This window comes from Pseudanabaena sp. 'Roaring Creek' (assembly GCF_001402795.1).
In the GTDB taxonomy this organism is placed as follows: Bacteria; Cyanobacteriota; Cyanobacteriia; order Pseudanabaenales; family Pseudanabaenaceae; genus Pseudanabaena.
The window spans coordinates 1-16,551 of record NZ_LIRE01000761.1 but is presented as its reverse complement, the minus strand read 5'-3'; the positions used below and the strand labels follow the sequence as shown (position 1 = coordinate 16,551).

The window sequence follows — 16,551 nt, the reverse complement described above, 5'->3', positions numbered from 1 at the left end:
GCGCGGCAACTCTCTTTGGGGTTTTGATTTTGTCCTAACAAAACTGGCGACAGCTACTAAGTAGCTATAAAATTTGGGACAAGAATTTTTTAGTGCGTTCTTCTTTGGGATTTTGAAAGAATTCTTCAGGGGTGGCTTCTTCAACAATTATGCCGCCATCCATAAACACGATGCGATCGGCAACTTCACGGGCAAAGCCAACTTCGTGAGTAACGACGACCATAGTCATCCCTGAATCGGCGAGCGATCGCATTACATCTAGAACTTCGCGCACCATTTCGGGATCGAGGGAGGAGGTCGGCTCATCAAAGAGCATAACCTTGGGCTGCATTGCCAAAGCTCTGGCGATCGCTACTCGCTGTTGCTGTCCGCCCGATAGCTGTAGCGGATATTTGTGAGCCTGTTGCGAAATCCCAACCCTCTCTAGTAATTGGATAGCTACCTCTGAAGCTTTGGTCTTTGACCACTTGCGTACCCATGATGGCGCAAGGGTGATATTTTGCAAAACCGTAAGATGGGGAAATAGATTAAATTGCTGAAATACCATGCCAACTTCGCGTCTGATCGCATCGATATTGCGATGATTGGCGGGTGACAACTCAAATCCATCCACGAAGATTTTGCCCTGTTGATATTCCTCTAAGGCATTAAAAGTTCGGGTAAATGTCGATTTCCCTGAACCAGAGGGACCCATAATTACGACGACTTCCCCACGGTTTACCGTCAGACTCACCCCTTTAAGAACGTGAAAACTGCCATACCATTTATGTACGTCTTGAGCAATAATCATCGGCTCGGTCATGGATGGCTTGGAATCTATTGTTTCTTGCATATTGTTGTCACACTTTCGTGAATTGGTATTATGTAGCTACTCCCTTCCCAGTGAAAAATTAGACGTTGCGGCGCGAAGCGCCGCAACGCTGATTCTTGGTTTTTAATGTCTAATTTTATAGCGGGAAGGGAGTAGGAATAAATAAACTTAAAACCTAGAAGAGCATACCGCCCGCACAGTGGGCAGTATGCTTTCTGGTTTTGGTTTTTAATTATGCTGAAATACTTATCTTATGAGGGCTAAAGGTTGCCTTGGTAAACTACGCGGGCATCTACACCGATCGCTGATCGCATTAGTGTCTTTAATACTTCAGCCCGATCGCGATCGGGATAACCTTGCACCATAATAATATTGCCAAATCGTGAAGGAATAATTCTGGCGCTAGGGACAGCACTGCGTACCCGATTGAGAATCTCATCATCGGCAGAGGGAATCACAACTAAATAGGGGGTCGTATCCTTTGCTGGTGGCGGCACTAATGCGGCTAGTTTGGCATTGTAGGGAACTGGGTAGGGAACTGGAGTTTGGATGAAGGTAGGCGTGGTTGGTGTAACGGGGGGAGTTTGGGCTGGTGGATCGTTAGGAATAAATTGCGATCGCGGCGGGGTAACTGGTTGAGGTGGAATGACGGGGATCGGATCGCGATCGATCAGTATTTCATTGGGATTTTGAGAAATCTTGGATGATGGAGTTACGGTTGTCTTGACTGAATTATTGCTTGGGGGGATGGTCGTCGCGCTTTGATCTCGGGTCGTTTGCGCTGATGTCGTCTGAGTAGAGGTGAGTTGACTAGAAGTGACTGCTGGTACTTCTGGTAAAGGTTCAATGAAGATACTGCTCTTGGATGGGGCTAGGGCAGTCGGGGGCGTAACGGGACGATTAAAACTAGGTTGAGGCGATCGCGTAATTTCGACGCTATCTAGCCCCGTATTACCATTACTGCTGCCTGTATTGGTAGTAGCAGTCGGATTAGTAATAGCACTGTTGCCATTAACGCTCTGTAATGCTGATGTAGTCGCAGGGACAAAGGGCTGAGTCGGCGTTTGTGCAGCAGGGGTAGTGGGGGCTTCTCCGACAAAAGCAATATCGCCAGCAATTTTAGTAGGATCGAGTTCGTTCCCCACCGCCACTTGTGTAACTCCAGAGTTATTATTCAAGTCTTTCCCAAGGTTATTGCGAAAGATATTTTTGCCGAGGCTGGTCGAAGTACCTAAATCGGGCGTGGGATAGCCTTTACGATCTTTGAGGATCACCACTCCATTCCGCTGACTGTCAGTAATTAAGTTATTGCGTAGGGTGGGAGCCGATAGATTAGAAATAATAATTCCATCGGTATTATTGAGAATATTGTTATTGCTCACGGTTACCCGTGATTTCTGACCGATCGCCAGTCCAAACCCCGTACTCTCAAACGTATTATTGCGGATATCGCCTGTACTACTACCCACAGCCGAGAGTCCATTTGCCCCATTTTTCTTGAAGAGGTTATTGTCAACGATCGCATCGGCATTGCCCGTTAAAAAGACCCCTTCGCGATCGCTATTTATAAAAGTATTATTACTAACTGCTACCTGCTTACTCGATTCAACCCAAACGGCTGTTCCCCTAGTATTAGGATTCGTAATCGTTAGCCCTTCAATACGCGCACCATTGTCCGTAAGCACCGTAATATTCTGACTGGCAAAGGATGGACTAATAAATTTGCCTCCTCCCTTAATTACAGTATTTATACCGCGCACCGTTGGCTCACCCCGAAGGGTTACACCTGCGGGGATTCTCAAAGGAAACTCTTCCCCAGTCTCGGCACTGTAAACTCCCTGTTGTAGCTGAATTACTGTCCCCGCGATGGGTTTATTGGCTAAAGCCGTGGTAACGGATGAGTAGGGATTATTGGGCGAGCCATCTCCCTTAGGATTGGGATTGGGGGAGACATAGATGAATGGGGTTGTCTGTGGTAATGGGTTGCCGTCCTGTTGGCTGATTTTCCAAGCAGGAATTGGCAATGGATATGCTGGCGGCAATATGACCAACACCGTTATGCTTGTGGCGATCGCGCTGAAGAAAATAGGCTTGCATCGCATACAGAATATCCTCATTAACCAACAGAAAAAAATCACATCAAAAATCACGTCAAAAATCACATCAAAAATATGTGATTTTGCCAATCAAAATACACGAAAATTCAACTACTTGCAAAGTTATAGCTGTCGCCAAGTTTACCAGATCAAAAAGCCAAGAATTAATGGGCGGCGCTTCGCGCCGCCCATCAATTCTTGTTTTTTTAGTGCAGAGCATAATTAACACCCAGTATCAAAACCTGTAGCGCACGCTGCGCGTGCGCTACAGGTTTTGGGATTTTAATTATGCCCAACTACTTAGCAGTTCCAAACCAAATAAGAGAATGGCGGTGCTTTGCACCGCCATTCTCTTATTCGGTCTTATGTACTAATAACACTTGGTGAAATTTATATATCACTTACATCAAATTTTTTTGATTTTATTTTTTGATTTTTAGAGGACTTCACGCCTTAGATTTACGACATTTGCACAGTTCATTTTTTGGCAATTCTTGATAGTTTAGATCTAGGTAAAGAGTCTAACAAAAGATTTTTCTGAGACATAAATCAGCTTATTTAACTATAACGAAATAATTAAATATAACCTGAATTAATAAAGAATAAAGATCGGATAAAAAATTGGGGATTTACTTGTAATTATCAGCAACTATGCATCCTTTAAACAGATTTGTATGGTTTTAGATAGTAGGAAGTGGATAAGGAGATGCTTATATTTATGTAAATAATAAATACATGAATTTTTGATCGACCACCGTATATATACTTATATATTGATTCTCTAAGAATTTGTTAGTTAATAAAATTTAGACTTTTTTTACCTGTCGAAAAGCGATCGAATTATTCGGTCTAATGCTCGTCAAGGTGTAAAACGATGCTTGGATTTGTTAATGTTTTAGAGGAAATTCTGGTTAGAGAAACTTACATTCAAATTGAAGAACTTCCTCCCGAAAAACAACCTAAGGTCAAAGTTGCTGAGGTAGTAGCCTACGCACTCAATCGCCTACCTCCATTATTCGCTACATCTATAAATGGATGGCAGTATCAATATGCCTATGCCGTGAATGAATTGAGCCCACAGATTTCCCAATCGGTCAAACATGGTATCAAAACCGTTCTATTTGGCGATCCTCTCCACGATCTAACCCCGTTACCTAACCATCTATTTACTAACAGCTCAGGTGTATTGTATCAATTAAGCCAAATTCTAGGGCGCAGACATTTGCGGTGGCGAGATGTCCCTGCCTTAGTTGAATCAGTAATTAACCAATCTCAATACGTCAGTAAAAATAGAGGTCAAACGATCATCCAATCTGACGAAGCAACTGTCGTGCAAGATATCAGTCATTTAAGTCGCCAGCAAAAAGCATTAATTTCTAGTTCGCGACGTTTCATGGAAAAACAATTAATCCAAAAACAACAGGAACTCAGGCAAAGAGAATTAAACCAGCATAGCTACGAAGCCCAATGGCAAATGTATGGCAATTCTTGGGCTTGGGAAAAGAAGATCAAGGATGCTGCTGAAATGGAATATCGAGCGCTCCAGTCCTATACTTTGCAGGCTCAATTAGGGTTGGTTAATGTTTTAGAGCATCTAATATTTAGAGCGATCGAACAGGTAACAAAACCAGAGCTATTCGCAAGGATCAATCATTCTGAGGTGGCAGCCTATGCCCTCAATCGATTGCCTCCCATGTACGCTACTAGCGATCGCGGATTTAAGTATTTAAGACAACGGGCAATTAACGAATTTGCTCGCGAGCTAGTGGGAGCCGTACGGACAGGGATAATGAGAGTCTTGCAGGTTTCCTATGCTGACGTTCCCCCGATCTATGCCTATCAGTTTGAGCAAGAATATGTCCAATCTATGCAGAAATTAAATTACCTTTTCAAACGCAATGACATCTCACTAAATAATATTGTAGCGATTGTACAGGATTTACTGGAACGCAAATCCGCATGAAGAGAATGGCGGCGCTTCGCGCCGCCATTCTCTTCATGTCTTAGCTACAGTTGTCACACTTTCGTGAATTGGTATTACAATGCCTTATCTTGCTGAAGCGGAGATTCAGGCACAGGATCGTAACCACCCCTATGCCAAGGATGACAACTACAAATTCGCTTCACAGCTAGTCCTCCTCCTTGCCATAGCCCAAAGCGCTCGATCGCCGTTAGCGCATATTGCGAGCAGGTCGGTTGAAATCTACACCTTGGTGCGAACAATGGAGAAATAAACAATCGATAAAACTGAATCAATAAAATGATAAGTTTTTTCATGGATCTTTTCGTGACTGCGGTAGGCTAAAGATAACGCTATAGCCACATATTAACGTCTCAATCCTATCCCGCTAATGTCATCTCCTAGAACTGTTACGATCGCCGTTATTCAGACCTCTCTGAATGCTGATATTACAACTAATGTCGCAAAGATATCTGAATTAGTAAGTAAAGCTGCTCATCAAGGAGCGCAGATAATTTTGCCATCGGAATTATTTGAAAGTCCTTATTTTTGTCGGGAGGAACGCGATCGCTTTTTTGATTGGGCGCAACCCGTTGAAAATCATCCCACGATCGCTCATTTTCAAAATCTTGCTAAAGAGCTTAATGTCGTGATTCCCGTATCATTTTTTGAGCGATCGGGGCAGGTCTATTACAACAGTCTTGCCATGATCGATGCTGATGGCTCATTGTTGGGAGTCTATCGTAAAAGTCACATTCCCGACGGTCCTGGATACGAAGAAAAGTTTTATTTCCGAGAGGGAGACACGGGATTTAAAGTGTGGGATACGGCTTTTGGCAAGATCGGTGTGGGTATCTGTTGGGATCAGTGGTTTCCTGAATGTGCGCGCGCAATGGTGCTGATGGGAGCGGAAATTCTGCTGTACCCCACCGCAATCGGTTCCGAACCCGAAGAGCCAGATCTCAATACCAAAGACCCTTGGCAGAGAGCGATGATCGGTCATGCTGTGAGTAATGTCATTCCCGTGGCGGCAGCAAATCGGATCGGACTAGAGGGAAATCAGACTTTTTACGGTCATTCCTTTATTGCCAATCATCGAGGCGATAAGGTTGCTGAATTGAGCGATCGCGACGAAGGGGTGATTTTAGCTAGTTTCGATCTCAATCAAGTAAGGTTAAATCGCGCCTCGTTTGGCTTTTTCCGCGATCGCCGCCCCGATCTATATCAGGTTTTGTTAAGCTCCTAAAATAAAGCCCCAGATAAGAATGGTGGCGCGAAGCGCCACCATTCTTATCTGGGGAACCGTTTAGACCCAAGACCAGCGACGTTTTGGCGTGCTAGTCCTACCGACTTCTTGCCTTTGCGATCGCGTTGGCATTGGTTCGATTACCGTCGTAATATCGGATAGTGGGTTTACCCTCAATTCATTGGTAAAGGTATTACATTGATAAACCGTGGCTGTATCTAGATCCAAAGCTGATAACCAACCACTTTTGGGATGATAACCACCAGTATCAATATCTAACCATCCCTTACCCAATACTAAATTTCCAGGTTTTACCCCCGGAAAAACAAAGGTAATCGTATGCCCAGTAATAATTATCTTGTCTTCAAAGAAAGGCTCGGTCGTACTATGGAACTCTTCGCGAATCCAACAAAACTCTGCCGCACCCTGCAATTCAAGAGGTAAGTTAGGGTTTAACCCCGCATGGACTAGCCATGCATCGCCTAGATCGACATAGAGAGGTAATTGCCGCATCCATTCGAGGTGGGACGCTGGCAGCTTTTCTTTACCATAGCTCTCTAAGGTGTTAGATCCACCATTTAACAACCATCCTTTCCAGACCAAAGAACTTTCATTACTATTAAAAGCATCGAGACACATCTGCTCATGATTGCCTCTCAGGCAGGTGTGACCGTTCGCTATCACCCAACTGACAACATCGCAACTGCGATTACCGCGATCAATTAAGTCGCCTAAAAAGAACAATTTGTCACTAGGACCACAATTAATAAAGTCGATTAACTTCATTAAACCGTCATATTGACCATGAATATCGCCAAATACAAATCGAGTCAACTTATCTCACCCCATAACAAATGGTGACGGAAAAACATCAAGTATTCAAATCTAACGACGGGTATCAAGATGGACATCAATTAAGGTGTAGTGGTCTAGAGGATGGAGCAAGACTGATACAACTTTCTTAAGAAACTATTTCGATCTACGCTCTCTATCTTATGACAATTTTTTCTGACTTTCGCCCTATTTTTGTTACCTTTGATGATAGGTGATACTGTCCTTTCACTTTAAATAGAAACTAAGATTACCCTAGATTTCCAATAATCTAACTACTAAATATTTGGTAGTCCCAAAAAGGAAAGGATTTAGATGGTAAGGATGGACGGCGCGAAGCGCCACCCATCCTTACGTATTTAGTACTGCTAAATATTTACTGAGATCGATGCGCTCTCGTTTCTCTGTCAAGAATTGGTGTTCTGGCACAAAACATCAAAACACTAGTTCTTCGCCAATTCTTCATTGATGTTTTATATGTTTAATGGATTTATTAGTATCGATAAGCCCCCAGAAATTACCGCCCATGATTGTGTGAGTAAATTAAGAAAGCTCTTGAAACAAAAAAAAATTGGTCATGGTGGTACGCTCGATCCGATGGCTACGGGGGTTTTACCGATCGCCGTTGGCAATGCCACCAGACTGCTGCGGTTTTTACCTGATGGCAAAGCTTACGACGCAAAAATTCGCTTTGGCATAGTTACCAATACCGATGACATTACGGGTGATGTGATTAGCGATCGCCCCTGCCCCCATTTAACCCTTGCCGAAGTCGAACAGGCTCTAGCTTGCTTTCAAGGCAAAATTATTCAGCGACCACCTGCTTTTAGTGCAATTCAAGTCAATGGTAAACGACTGTACGATTTAGCGCGTAAGGGGGAAATTACGGAGTCTGATATTCCCACGCGATCGGTGGAAATCACGGAAATTCGCTCACTCGGATGGACGACGGGAGATTATCCGGAACTAGATGTGGCGATCGCCTGTGGCGGCGGTACCTATATCCGTTCCATTGCTCGAGACTTAGGAGAAAAGCTGGGCTGTGGGGCAACGCTATCGGCACTGAGACGCACCCTTAGCAATGGGTTTGATTTGAATTCTAGTTTGTCCTTTGAGCAGGTCGATGCAATGTTGCGATCGCATAGCCTTGAAATTCTCGCTTCCGATAGGGGATTACATTTTTTGCCCAAGGTCATACTGAAGGAAGAAGATAGTAAACGCTGGCGCATGGGGCAAACTGTCTCAAGGAAATCCTTTCCCTATAACGAAGATATCCCCTCTGGCTATGTCAGGATATGCGATGCCGAGCAGAATTTTTTGGGTATTAGTGAGGTTAATGACAATGGCATCCAACCCATAGTTGTTTTATATCCCATAAATTAGGGTAGTACCAATTCACGAAAGTGTGACAACACTTTTGTGAATTAAAACCCAAAAGAGGGTTGCCGCGCGGAGCGCGGCAACCCTCTTTTGGGTTTTGATTTTCCGAACAAGACTGGCGGCAGCTATAGATTTAGATTTTGCTAGTCAATTTAGTTAGCAATTGGTTAGAGCGTTGCAGAAAACCCTTCATGCTGTCAGCATCAAAACTCTTCTGTGCCATCAGCGCGAGATCGTAGACATGGGTACAAATTAAATTAGCCAAGTCTGCCGATTCAGACTTGACACCGCCAATAATTTGGCTACTATCAAGCTCGATCAGCTTTTCCATGAGAGGATGGGCTGTATTGACCAACAGTACGTGATCCTCAGGGAAGCTGACCGTGCCCTGTTGCATGAGAGCCATCATTTCCTGCATCCGACGAGCAGACTCTGGTAACAGAATAATTGCGGGTGGAGCGGAAGCTGCATCCTCAGCCTTAATCGCCTCAGTGCGAATCACTAATTTGGGCTTATTCAAAGCATCGCGGAAGATGTCTTGAAGATGGTCGCTCTTGGTTTTATTAGTTTTGGGATCGACAACTTCAGTTTTGGAATCCTTATCAACGAGGCGATCATCGATCTCCGCATCGACACGGGCAAACTTGATGTCTTTAAATTCCCGTTCGAGGAAGTTGATGAAGTGACTATCGATAAATGCGTCAAAGGTGAGTACTTCTAAACCTTGATTTTTATGTAGTTCGACATAGGTACCTTGGGCGATCGGATCGGAGGTATAAAACACTTGATTTTCGTGTTTTTCCTTATTGCGCTCTAGATAGGCTTGCAAGGTCGTATAGTTACCGCTTTCGCTCTTAACTGCTTCATCTTCGCTAGTGGTTGCATATACCAAGATTTCCTTAACTTGCTGATAAAACTTATCGCTGTTCATGGAGCCGAATTTCATGAAAATACTGATATCTTGCCAGCACTTCAAAAATTCTTCGCGAGACTCACTATAGAGAGAGGTCAAGCGATCGCCTACTTTTTTAGCAATAAATTCTTGAATCTTCCGAACCTTGGGATCTCCCTGTAAAAAGCTCCGAGAGACATTTAGTGGAATATCCGTACTATCGATTGCCCCGCGCAATGGCATCAAAAACTTGGGGATCACATCATCGCAATTGTCACTGACGAAAACATGATTGCAGAATAGCTTGATCTGTCCGCGATTGGGATCGATGTCAGCCTTCATCTTGGGGAAATACAGAATTCCTTTAATCACAAAGGGATAGTCAGTATTGAGATGAATCCAGAACAGAGGATCGTCTTGGTAAGGATAGAGATAGCGATAGAATTCTAAATATTCGTCCTTAGTGACGGACTTGGGTGATTTATCCCATAAAGCCGTCTGCTTATTAATGACCTCATCATTTAACTTGATGGGTACGGGCATAAAGTCGCAATAGTTGCGAATCATGCGCTTGATCGAGGCTTCTTCGAGATATTCCTCAGCGTCTTCTTGTAAAGTCAGCGTAATCGTCGTGCCGACAGTCGCGCGATCGCTATCATCGAGGGTAAAGGTGGTCGAGCCATCACAAGCCCAATGCACAGCCTCAGCACCATCTTTGTAGGAACGAGTATCAATCTCGACGTTACTCGCCACCATAAACGACGAATAAAAACCCAAACCGAAATTACCAATGATCTGCTGATCGCCCGAGCCGCTACTCGCATACTTAGTGGCAAATTCCTGAGCGCTAGAAAAGGCAACTTGGTTAATATATTTTTTAACTTCATCGGCGGTCATACCAATCCCTGTATCGGCGATCGCTAAGGTCTTTTTATCCTTGTCAATCGTCACGGTAATTTCAGGCTCGGCTGAATGACTAGTTTCGCCAGCGTAAGACACCATCTTGAGCTTGCTAATGGCATCTACGGCATTAGAAATCAATTCCCGCAAGAAGATATCGCGTTCTGAATATAAAGCCTTCTTGATAATGGGAAAGATATTCTCGGTATGAATGCTGATCGTTCCCTGCTCTTGCATATCGCGCAAAGCTCCTTAATGCTACTAAATGTTACTTACTCTTAAGTTAAGCCTGATTATACCGAACCAATCGCAATACCCATGCGTCCGATGTTGTCGCGTTCTCCGTACCTAATCATAAATTTGCGATCGATTTGCAATCGATTTGCGCGAACTTATAGCTACTGTCAACTGTATCAGGACATAAAACCCAAGATCGTGTTGCCGCGCTCCGCGCGGCAACACGATCTTGGGTTTTAATCAGATAATCCCTTCCCAGCCATGAAATAGCCCTAAAGCCAAAAAGATTAATGACGGTGCGAAGCACCGTCATTAATCTTTTTGGCTTTAGGGCTTGACATTATTAAGGTTTGCAAAGCAAATCTATACATTTTTGTAACTCTTGTTGAAAAACCTGATTTGCTCATCTATTGTGATATCAATACTTCGGAGTCAAACATAAGAGATATGGCGATCGCAGCAATTATCTACGTATCAATATCCGTACTTTTAGTCATAAGTGCAGGTATGTTTTTCGTTAAAGCGATCCAGTCTTTAATGAATAAGCAACAAATATCGCATAAGTATAAGAACACCGATCGCGTCATGTTTTTACCTGAAAATGCTAAGGATCCCTTGGCTATTTCAAACCGACGGGCAGAAATCATTGCTATGCTGGAACGACAATTTGCTAGTAGCCCATCATCTGACTCCTAGCACTATGAACAGGTAGGAGCAAAGATGACGGTTGAATTCCCTATCTCCACAGGAGAGGCAGACTATGTGGCCCGCCGCAAACAACTGCGAAAACAACGCCGCCTTCGCATCTTTCAACGTATTTGGCAGTTAACATTTATCACTGGAATCACGGGTGGGATGCTGTGGGTTGCGATGCTTCCTGAATGGCAGCTACGGAGCCCCAACCAGATCGAAATTGAAGGTAACAAACTGCTGTCTAAGGAAACCATCAGGAAATCCTTGGCACTCCAATATCCCCAATCAATATTTCAAATTCAACCGCAAGAACTCGCCAATCAGCTCGAAGCCACTGCCCCTGTATCAAAGGTTTTAGTATCCCGTACAATATTTCCCTCAAAACTCACAATTCAGGTTCAAGAACGATTGCCGATCGCCAACGCTACACGTAAAGGTCAGCAAGGATTCTTAGATGCGGAGGGAATATGGATGCCCGCTAAAGCCTACCCATCGAATATCACCAAGCCCAGCCTTGTCGTCTTAGAACCTAATAATCGAGCGATCGCTCAGTGGTCAACTCTTTATCGTCAAGTCAGTCAGAGTCAAGTTAAAATTTCGCAAGTAGATGCTCGGGACGACTCAAATTTGATTTTGACTACCGATCTGGGCTTGGTTTATTTTGGTACGTACAAGCCATCAATTTTTAATACCCAACTAGAAACCCTCGATCGACTGAGAAATCTGCCCGAAAAATTTACCTCAAAAAGCTTTAAATATATTGATATAAGTCAACCAAGCGACCCGATTTTAGAAATAAACAGGTCACCAAAAGATAAATCTTCAGAAACAAAATCCTAAATTGTCGTTTTAAGGCTATTATTATTTTTTTCTGGTAGGTTTAAACTGTTACTCGGACTTTGACTCGAATGGGGTTTAAGCTTAGCAAAATCTAGAGAGCATCAGTACAACGATTCTATTTATGACATCCCCCGATAAATGACATCTCAAAACGACTGGTCAGGTTTGAACTCAAATGGTTCGGAAAACGGAGAAGTAGACGTGCAAATGGATGAACTTTCTGAGTTTTCAAATAACTCTAGACTACACCTAAGTCACTCTCACAATCGTATGAAGCAGCAGTTAGGCGTTGATGCAAAAGCGGATAATATCATGTTGGGCAGTGTTGCAAAAATTAAGGTAATTGGTGTTGGCGGTGGCGGTGGCAACGCTGTAAATCGCATGATCGCCAGTGATGTGGTTGGTGTAGAGTTTTGGTCGTTTAATACAGACGCTCAAGCATTACTGCAATCCTCCGCTTCTAAGCGATTTCAGATGGGTCAGAAGCTGACCAGAGGTTTGGGAGCAGGTGGTAATCCTGCGATCGGACAGAAAGCTGCCGAAGAGTCCCGTGATGATATCGCAGCAGCCGTCGAAGGAGCCGACTTAGTATTTATTACCGCAGGCATGGGTGGCGGCACTGGCACTGGAGCTGCTCCCATCATTGCGGAGGTCGCCAAGGAAGCAGGAGCGCTTACGGTCGGTATCGTCACAAGACCCTTTACCTTTGAAGGTAGGCGACGAGGTCAGCAGGCTGAAGAAGGAATTGCAGGTTTACAAAGTCGGGTTGACACTCTAATTGTGATCCCCAACGATAAGCTGCTTTCAGTAATATCCGAGCAAACTCCCGTACAGGAAGCCTTTAGAGTTGCTGACGACATTCTGCGTCAAGGTGTACAGGGCATTTCCGATATCATCATGATCCCTGGACTCGTAAACGTAGACTTTGCCGATATTCGCGCCGTTATGGCCGATGCGGGTTCAGCAATGATGGGTATCGGTATTGGTTCTGGTAAGTCTAGAGCAAGAGAGGCGGCGATGACAGCCATTTCTTCGCCTTTGTTAGAAACCTCCGTCGAAGGAGCTAGCGGTGTTGTCTTTAATATCACTGGTGGCGAAGATATGACCCTCCATGAGGTCAATGCCGCCGCAGAGACCATTTATGAAGTAGTCGATCAAAATGCCAATATTATTTTTGGCGCAGTCATCGATCCCAAACTAGATGGCGAAATTCGGATCACGGTAATTGCCACAGGGTTTGCACCCAAGTCCCATCCAGCGATCCCGCCCCAAATTGTGAAAAAGGTACAACCTTTACCACCTACGCCCACCACAAGGACATCGACCTCTACAACACCTGCATCACAAACAGAAATCAAGCTGAGTAAGCCTGGACTAGATATCCCCGATTTCCTACAACGCCGCCGCCCCCCCAAATAAAAAGCCATAGATTTTAGGAGCCATGCTTCTAAATTTGTGGCTTTTATGTCATTCTGGCTAAAAAAATATCTAATTTAATCGTAAACAGATGACGCGAATAGCGGATTAAGCCTGACAATAGAAATACGGCTATGTTACCTCCTGATAAATTGCAGTGACACACTTAACGACTACTAGGCATGGACTTCACAGACTACCTTCTTTAAATAGTGGTGAAGATCGACTAAGGCTATTTGCTGGCTCGGCAAATTTGCCACTTGCCCAAGAGATTTCCCGTTATTTAGGTATCGAATTAGGGCCTATGGTGCGAAAAAATTTCGCTGATGGGGAAGTCTATGTGCAGGTGCAGGAATCGATTCGGGGTTGTGATGTTTATCTGATCCAACCAACCTGTCGTCCTGTTAACGACCATTTGACTGAATTATTGATTATGATTGATGCCTGTCGTCGGGCTTCGGCAAGGCAAATTACTGCGGTAATGCCCTATTATGGCTACGCGCGAGCCGATCGCAAAACCGCAGGACGAGAGTCAATCACTGCAAAATTAGTTGCCAACTTAATTGTGCAGTCTGGAGCCGATCGCGTGATTGCCATGGACTTGCATTCGGCACAAATTCAAGGATATTTTGATATACCTTGCGATCACGTCTATGGTTCCCCAGTTTTATTTGACTATCTCAATGAGAAGAAACTCCCCGACTTGGTGGTAGTTTCGCCAGATGTGGGGGGAGTTGCGCGGGCGCGGGCTTTCGCCAAAAAACTAAACGATGCACCTCTAGCGATTATTGATAAACGTCGCCAAAGTCATAATGTGGCTGAGGTGATGAATGTCATCGGTGATGTCTCAGGTAAAACCGCTGTCCTTGTCGATGACATGATCGATACTGCTGGGACAATTTATGAAGCGGCAAAGCTCCTGAGAAAGGAAGGTGCACGTCAAGTTTATGCCTGTGCCACCCATGCTATTTTTTCGCCGCCAGCGATCGAACGTTTGTCCAGTGGCGTGTTTGAAGAAGTAATCGTAACCAATTCAACCCCAGTCAGACAAGAAAACTATTTTGCGGAATTACGGGTACTATCGGTTGCTGACTTGCTAGGCGAAACAATTTGGCGGGTTCATGAAGATACCTCGGTAAGCAGTATGTTCAGATAGCGATCGCCCCTCGTTATCTTTCCTAGCCATATCTTTTGTCGGGTAAGGGTTCTCCCAATCTCGATTAGTTGCAAAAAATGTACATTCTGATACAAATTGCAATTATGTAGTAAGTTTAAGTGAGAATAATCGTATCTACTTCTAGATTAACTTTATTAAGATTTAGGCTGCCTTTACCAGTTCAGAAAGGTTTGCTCCATCTTTAAAAAGTTAATTGTTTGAAGGATATATATATTTGAAGCTGTTTATATCTTCATTTTGTATATTTAGATGAAAGTTAACATAAACTACTCCAATTGATTGTGTGCTGGCATACTTTCCTAAGATCTAGCATTTCAAGTTACAAAAATAGTTTTACTATTTTTTTGTAACTTTTTTGTAACTTGGAATAATCATGTAATTTAGGTTTTAATTCACCAAAGCCTTAGCTCACTTTAGTGAATTGATATAATCCCTATTTTTGAGATTTGGTTGTGAGGATTGCGATGTTTTATTTTTGGTTAAAAAAGAGGGTGTATAAGATTGGTAGACCGTGCTCTTGTTGAAGTCTTTCGCGAAATGAATGGGGGAATGTTCCCCCCCATGACAGAAACGTTTGAACGCGGTAAGACGATTTTTTTTCCTGGCGATCCTGCGGAACGTTTTTACTTTTTGGTAAAGGGAGCGGTAAAACTTTCTAGAGTTTACGAGGCAGGCGAAGAAATTACAGTTGCGCTATTACGCGAAAATAGTGTTTTCGGTGTTTTGTCTTTAATTACTGGCAATCGCTCCGATCGCTTTTATCACGCTGTAGCATTTACTCCAGTGGAGTTGCTTTCAGTACCCATCGATCAGGTGGAGAAAGCGCTGAAAGAAGATCCCGAATTACCGATGGTATTGTTACGTGGCTTATCGTCACGGATTCTGCAAACGGAAATGATGATTGAGACGCTTGCCCACCGTGATATGGGATCGCGGTTAGTCAGCTTTTTATTGATTCTTTGCCGTGATTTTGGAACGCCATCAGTCGATGGCGTGACGATCGACTTAAAATTATCCCATCAGGCGATCGCCGAAGCGATTGGTTCGACAAGGGTCACGGTGACAAGATTACTTGGTGACTTAAGAAAGCAAAAGATGATCGCCATTTCCAAAAAGCGAATCACTGTTCATAACCCCATTGAGCTAGGTCAGCAATTTGCTTAGAGACTTGCTATTAATTAAATTACCTGTGGTTTCGACTCCGCTCGGACAACGTTAGCTGAGCGAAGTCGAAGCTAGATAACTTTGGTGGGACAGTTTTTATCCGCAAGAGCCTTAGAGACACTTGCTTAGAGAGATTAAGTAACTGCGCGAAATTACATATAAAGCCCAATGTAAAAACCAAAATCTGTAGCGTATGCACAGCTTGTGCCACAGGTTTCCGATCTGGATTTTAATTGCGCTCAGCTACTGAGAAACTATAGGAATTGCAATAATATATCTAGGTTCTAATCTAATTGTTGATGCGTTAAGCTGTTTATAGAAAACATATAAAGAAAAATATCTAAAAATGTACGGAACTTTAAAGATAGTCTGGTCTGTTATCGCTATTTGTTTGGTGATCCTAATCTTATTACATAGCCCCAAAAGTGATGGTCTGGGCGGTTTTAGCGGTCAAGCTCAATTGTTTTCAAGTACCAAGAGTGCGGAAACTGCTTTAAATCGAGTAACTTGGTTTCTAACCGCAGCTTTTTTGGGATTAACTGTAGTTCTTAGCGGTGGGTGGTTTAATCCCCCAACTGTGGCAGCTCCCGCAACAACCCAAGTTGCCCCTGCACCTAAGACCGCACCTGCACAATCAATCCCCTTAAATTTGCCTGCGGCGACTCCCGATAAACCTTAATATTCGCTTTATCAAGAGCGGACTTTGTCCACTCTTGAGGACAAAAACAAAAACCCCAAGAATTGATTGGCGGCGCGAAGCGCCGCCAATCAATTCTTGGGGTTTTAGACTTGGCGACAGCTATATAGTTGTTTTAAATAACTTGTAGACGGGCTTCGACTTCGCTCAGCCCTCGGTGTAAGCTAGCTGAGCGAAGTCGAAGCTGTAGTTTTTATTTGAATTATCTATA

The 16,551-nt window shown here is 43.7% G+C and carries 14 protein-coding genes; 9 read left to right on the top strand and 5 right to left on the bottom strand.

Going from position 1 to position 16,551, the window contains the following annotated elements; translation table 11 throughout:
- Positions 1-64: 64 nt before the first annotated feature.
- Both AC805_RS23660 and AC805_RS23655 read right to left on the bottom strand, forming a co-directional pair.
- Positions 65-832: an amino acid ABC transporter ATP-binding protein gene (locus AC805_RS23660; protein ID WP_055077685.1), complete on the bottom strand. Its 768-nt coding sequence runs from the start codon at positions 830-832 to the stop codon at positions 65-67.
- 239 nt (positions 833-1,071) lie between these two features.
- The gene (locus tag AC805_RS23655) at positions 1,072-2,913 is read right to left on the bottom strand and encodes a DUF1565 domain-containing protein (protein ID WP_197278833.1); all 1,842 of its coding nucleotides are present in this window, start codon (positions 2,911-2,913) and stop codon (positions 1,072-1,074) included.
- A gap of 868 nt (positions 2,914-3,781) precedes the next feature.
- Here AC805_RS23655 and AC805_RS23645 point away from each other — a divergent pair.
- A complete protein-coding gene (locus AC805_RS23645; protein ID WP_055077682.1) occupies positions 3,782-4,870 on the top strand; it encodes a late competence development ComFB family protein in 1,089 nt (362 codons plus the stop codon).
- Between the two features lie 74 nt (positions 4,871-4,944).
- Here the strand turns inward: AC805_RS23645 and yidD are convergent, their stop codons facing one another.
- The gene (gene yidD, locus AC805_RS25070; RefSeq protein ID WP_072143733.1) at positions 4,945-5,184 is read right to left on the bottom strand and encodes a membrane protein insertion efficiency factor YidD; all 240 of its coding nucleotides are present in this window, start codon (positions 5,182-5,184) and stop codon (positions 4,945-4,947) included.
- A gap of 74 nt (positions 5,185-5,258) precedes the next feature.
- Between yidD and aguB the strand changes: the two genes are divergently transcribed.
- A complete protein-coding gene (gene aguB / locus AC805_RS23635; protein ID WP_055077680.1) occupies positions 5,259-6,113 on the top strand; it encodes an N-carbamoylputrescine amidase in 855 nt (284 codons plus the stop codon).
- Between the two features lie 60 nt (positions 6,114-6,173).
- Here aguB and AC805_RS23630 read toward each other — a convergent pair whose 3' ends face one another.
- Positions 6,174-6,947, bottom strand: coding sequence for a metallophosphoesterase family protein (locus AC805_RS23630; RefSeq protein ID WP_055077679.1), 774 nt, complete (start codon positions 6,945-6,947; stop codon positions 6,174-6,176).
- Between the two features lie 474 nt (positions 6,948-7,421).
- On the opposite strand from AC805_RS23630, the gene truB reads away from it, so the two are divergent.
- Positions 7,422-8,327 (top strand): tRNA pseudouridine(55) synthase TruB, encoded by a 906-nt coding sequence (truB, locus tag AC805_RS23625; protein WP_231664297.1) that lies wholly within the window; start codon positions 7,422-7,424, stop codon positions 8,325-8,327.
- Between the two features lie 130 nt (positions 8,328-8,457).
- Here the strand turns inward: truB and htpG are convergent, their stop codons facing one another.
- Positions 8,458-10,353: a molecular chaperone HtpG gene (htpG, locus tag AC805_RS23620; protein WP_055077677.1), complete on the bottom strand. Its 1,896-nt coding sequence runs from the start codon at positions 10,351-10,353 to the stop codon at positions 8,458-8,460.
- A gap of 399 nt (positions 10,354-10,752) precedes the next feature.
- On the opposite strand from htpG, the gene AC805_RS23610 reads away from it, so the two are divergent.
- The 6 genes from AC805_RS23610 to secG all read left to right on the top strand — a co-directional run bounded on the left by AC805_RS23610 (position 10,753) and on the right by secG (position 16,322).
- On the top strand, positions 10,753-11,049 hold the full coding sequence (locus AC805_RS23610; RefSeq protein WP_156341555.1) for a hypothetical protein: 297 nt from the start codon (positions 10,753-10,755) through the stop codon (positions 11,047-11,049).
- Between the two features lie 24 nt (positions 11,050-11,073).
- Entirely contained in the window at positions 11,074-11,886 is an 813-nt protein-coding gene (locus tag AC805_RS23605) for a cell division protein FtsQ/DivIB (RefSeq protein ID WP_055077674.1), read from the top strand.
- Positions 11,887-12,024: 138 nt separating this feature from the next.
- Complete coding sequence (gene ftsZ, locus AC805_RS23600; protein ID WP_009628587.1) at positions 12,025-13,305, top strand: cell division protein FtsZ; 1,281 nt, start codon at positions 12,025-12,027, stop codon at positions 13,303-13,305.
- Positions 13,306-13,459: 154 nt separating this feature from the next.
- Positions 13,460-14,458, top strand: a complete 999-nt coding sequence (locus tag AC805_RS23595) for a ribose-phosphate pyrophosphokinase (RefSeq protein ID WP_055077673.1) — start codon at positions 13,460-13,462, stop codon at positions 14,456-14,458.
- 558 nt (positions 14,459-15,016) lie between these two features.
- On the top strand, positions 15,017-15,643 hold the full coding sequence (ntcA, locus tag AC805_RS23590; protein WP_055077672.1) for a global nitrogen regulator NtcA: 627 nt from the start codon (positions 15,017-15,019) through the stop codon (positions 15,641-15,643).
- Positions 15,644-15,989: 346 nt separating this feature from the next.
- Positions 15,990-16,322: a preprotein translocase subunit SecG gene (gene secG, locus AC805_RS23585; RefSeq protein WP_055077671.1), complete on the top strand. Its 333-nt coding sequence runs from the start codon at positions 15,990-15,992 to the stop codon at positions 16,320-16,322.
- Positions 16,323-16,551: the final 229 nt, after the last annotated feature.

Coding starts and splice junctions, on each gene's coding strand:
- AC805_RS23660 (WP_055077685.1), bottom strand. CDS start 832: ATGCAAGAAACAATAGATTCCAAGCCATCCATGACCGAGCCGATGATT.
- AC805_RS23655 (WP_197278833.1), bottom strand. CDS start 2,913: ATGCGATGCAAGCCTATTTTCTTCAGCGCGATCGCCACAAGCATAACG.
- AC805_RS23645 (WP_055077682.1), top strand. CDS start 3,782: ATGCTTGGATTTGTTAATGTTTTAGAGGAAATTCTGGTTAGAGAAACT.
- yidD (WP_072143733.1), bottom strand. CDS start 5,184: ATGAAAAAACTTATCATTTTATTGATTCAGTTTTATCGATTGTTTATT.
- aguB (WP_055077680.1), top strand. CDS start 5,259: ATGTCATCTCCTAGAACTGTTACGATCGCCGTTATTCAGACCTCTCTG.
- truB (WP_231664297.1), top strand. CDS start 7,422: ATGTTTAATGGATTTATTAGTATCGATAAGCCCCCAGAAATTACCGCC.
- htpG (WP_055077677.1), bottom strand. CDS start 10,353: ATGCAAGAGCAGGGAACGATCAGCATTCATACCGAGAATATCTTTCCC.
- AC805_RS23605 (WP_055077674.1), top strand. CDS start 11,074: ATGACGGTTGAATTCCCTATCTCCACAGGAGAGGCAGACTATGTGGCC.
- ftsZ (WP_009628587.1), top strand. CDS start 12,025: ATGACATCTCAAAACGACTGGTCAGGTTTGAACTCAAATGGTTCGGAA.
- ntcA (WP_055077672.1), top strand. CDS start 15,017: ATGAATGGGGGAATGTTCCCCCCCATGACAGAAACGTTTGAACGCGGT.
- secG (WP_055077671.1), top strand. CDS start 15,990: ATGTACGGAACTTTAAAGATAGTCTGGTCTGTTATCGCTATTTGTTTG.